2 protein-coding genes are annotated in these 2,555 nt (G+C 60.6%); both read right to left on the bottom strand.

What is annotated here, in order from left to right; all coding sequences use genetic code 11:
• On the bottom strand, nucleotides 1–556 hold a 556-nt coding region (locus EOD15_RS32530; protein ID WP_245463829.1), incomplete at its 3' end, for an ABC transporter substrate-binding protein.
• The gene (locus tag EOD15_RS32525) at nucleotides 553–2,448 is read right to left on the bottom strand and encodes an ABC transporter ATP-binding protein (RefSeq protein ID WP_127320273.1); all 1,896 of its coding nucleotides are present in this window, start codon (nucleotides 2,446–2,448) and stop codon (nucleotides 553–555) included. The genes EOD15_RS32530 and EOD15_RS32525, both read right to left, overlap by 4 nt.
• Between the last annotated feature and the right edge of the window lie 107 nt (nucleotides 2,449–2,555).

Here is a 2,555-nt window from a genome sequence, read left to right as displayed (position 1 = left end):
AGTCTGGATTGGGCGCATCCCAGCTGTAGCGGACCGTCAACGGATCGACGATCTCGAAGCGTGGCGGCTTGCCGTCCGCCAGCAGGGCGGGGGCGAGCCCGCCTTGCGAAAGCTCGTCGTTCAGCCAGACATCTTCCCAACAATAGCGAAAATCCTCCGTCGTCAGCAGGCTGCCGTCAGACCATTTGTGCCCTTCCCGTATCTTGAAGGTGAAGACGCGATCATCCGCTACGTCGAAACGTTCGAGAATGTCGGGTTGCATGTTGAGCTTTTCGTCATAGCCGACCAGGCGAGAATACCCGTAGATCGTCATCATCCGGATATCTTTCTGGCTGCCGATGATTGTCCGCAGCGTGCCGCCATACTGGCCGGGCAGCCGGCCCATTGCAGCGAGATTCAGCGCGCGCGGACTCTTGGGCAGGCGCTCAGCGAGTGCCGGCAGCGCCTTGACCGTCAGTTGTTGCCGAAGAAATTCCGGCTCCAGATCGCCGGCGCGCGACGTCCCTGGCAGAAATGCCGAAGCCATGAGACCAAGGACGGTGCGCCGGCTGATCAATGGCGTAACTCACTGATATCGGCCGAATGTCTCGCCAGCACGAGGTGGCCACCGCCAAGATCGAGTGGTGACAGCCTATCTTCGTCGCCCTCGTCGCGGAATTGCGGTCCCCATGCGCTGGTGTCGGAAGCTCCGCTGAGCTTCAGCGTCTTGAAATCCATCGGCCTGTCGAGATCGGGGAAAGGTACCGCGGCGACCAGGGAGCGCGTGTAGGGGTGGATTGGTTTCCTGAGCAGAATTTCGCGCGGCGCAAGCTCGACGATACGCCCGCCGCACATCACCGCGATGCGGTCTGCCATGTAGTCCACCACCGCCAGATTGTGGGATATGAACAGGTAGGTCAGGCCCAGTTCTTTTTGCAGGTCCTTCAGAAGATTCAGGATCTGCGCCTGGACAGAGACATCGAGCGCCGAAACCGGCTCGTCGCAGATCAGGAGTTCGGGCCCTAGCGCCAACGCACGCGCGATGCCGATGCGCTGACGTTGCCCGCCGGAGAAACTGTGCGGATAGCGCTTTATGAAGCGCGGATCGAGCCCGATTGCCTGCATCAGGCTCTTGACCGTGGCGAGTCGGGACGCCGCATTGCCACGTTGATGGATCTCCAGCGGCTCGCTCAAGATGTTCTCCACCGTCATGCGAGGTGAAAGCGACGAAACCGGGTCCTGGAAGACCATCTGGATTTTCGCGCGCAATATGCGCAGGGCATCTCCCTCTGCGCCCAGGACGTCGGTCGGTCCATCGCGGCCGTTGAAGATCACAGAACCGCCGCTGGGGGTGATGGCCCGCATGAGGATCTTGCTGACGGTTGTTTTGCCACAGCCGCTTTCGCCGACCAGACCCAGACACTCACCCCGCCTGATGTCGAAGCTCACGCCGTCCACGGCGCGAACAGAGGTTTGATGACCCCCGCTGAACCATCCGGACTTGCGGGTGGTGAAGGTCTTTGTCAGATCCCTCACCGAAAGCAGAATGTCCTCCGGCCCCTTCGATGCCGGCGCAGTCTGCTTGCCGAGCAGGTTCCCAACGTTCACCGGCACCTCGCGGAGCGCCTTTAGCCTTTCACCAGGCTTCAGGTCGAAATGCGGAACGGCTGCCATCAGGCCCTTCAGGTAAGGGTGGCCCGGCCGGCGGAATATCGCCTCGACAGGCCCCATTTCCATGATCTCGCCATGGTACATGACCACCACCTCGTCGGCGACATTGGCGACCACGCCAAGGTCGTGCGTGATCAGCAGCATCGCCATGTTCAGCTTGGTCTGAAGCCCGCGCAGCAAATGCAGGATTTGCGCCTGGATGGTGACGTCCAACGCCGTCGTCGGCTCGTCGGCGATCAACAAAGCAGGCCGGCAGATGAGCGCCATGGCGATCATGGCGCGTTGCCGCAATCCTCCCGAAAGTTCAAAGGGATACATGTCATAGGCGCGTTTGGGATTGGGGAAGCCGACAAGGCCGAGCATTTCCTCGGTCCGCGCCTTGCGCTCCGCCCGAGCCATAGGCGTATGAATCTGCAAGGATTCGCTGACCTGGTTGCCGATCGTGTGCAGCGGCGACAGCGATGTCATTGGCTCCTGAAAGATTTTGCCGATGCGGCTGCCTCTCAACGCCCGGATTTCGGTTCCGTCACGCTGCATCTGCAGGATATCCTGCGTCGTTCCGGGCTTTTCAGGATCGGAAAACAGGATACGGCCGCGAACATGGGCCGTATTCGGCAAAATGCCCATCACTGCCTGGCTGAGAACCGATTTTCCGGAACCGGACTCTCCCACAAGCGCGGTGACCTTGCCGGGCAGGACGCGGAGATTTGCGCGCCTGACGGCATGCAACGGTCCCCCGATTATGGCAAAAGAGATGCCAAGATCCTCGATCCGCAGCAGATCAATGCCCGAATTCATCCTCACACCAGCCCCACTCTGGCAGTCTGCCGGGCGGCAGACCCAAAAAACGAGACTAGCGTATTGCCAGCCTAGAGCAACTTGGATTCGAATCGAATTCCGCGACG

This window comes from Mesorhizobium sp. M7A.T.Ca.US.000.02.2.1 (genome assembly GCF_003996995.1).
Classification (GTDB): Bacteria; Pseudomonadota; Alphaproteobacteria; order Rhizobiales; family Rhizobiaceae; genus Mesorhizobium.
This window is presented reverse-complemented; position numbering and strand designations above follow the sequence as displayed.

Bases quoted from the DNA above. Each gene is read 5' to 3' on its own strand.
- EOD15_RS32525 (WP_127320273.1), bottom strand. From the start codon at position 2,448: ATGAATTCGGGCATTGATCTGCTGCGGATCGAGGATCTTGGCATCTCT.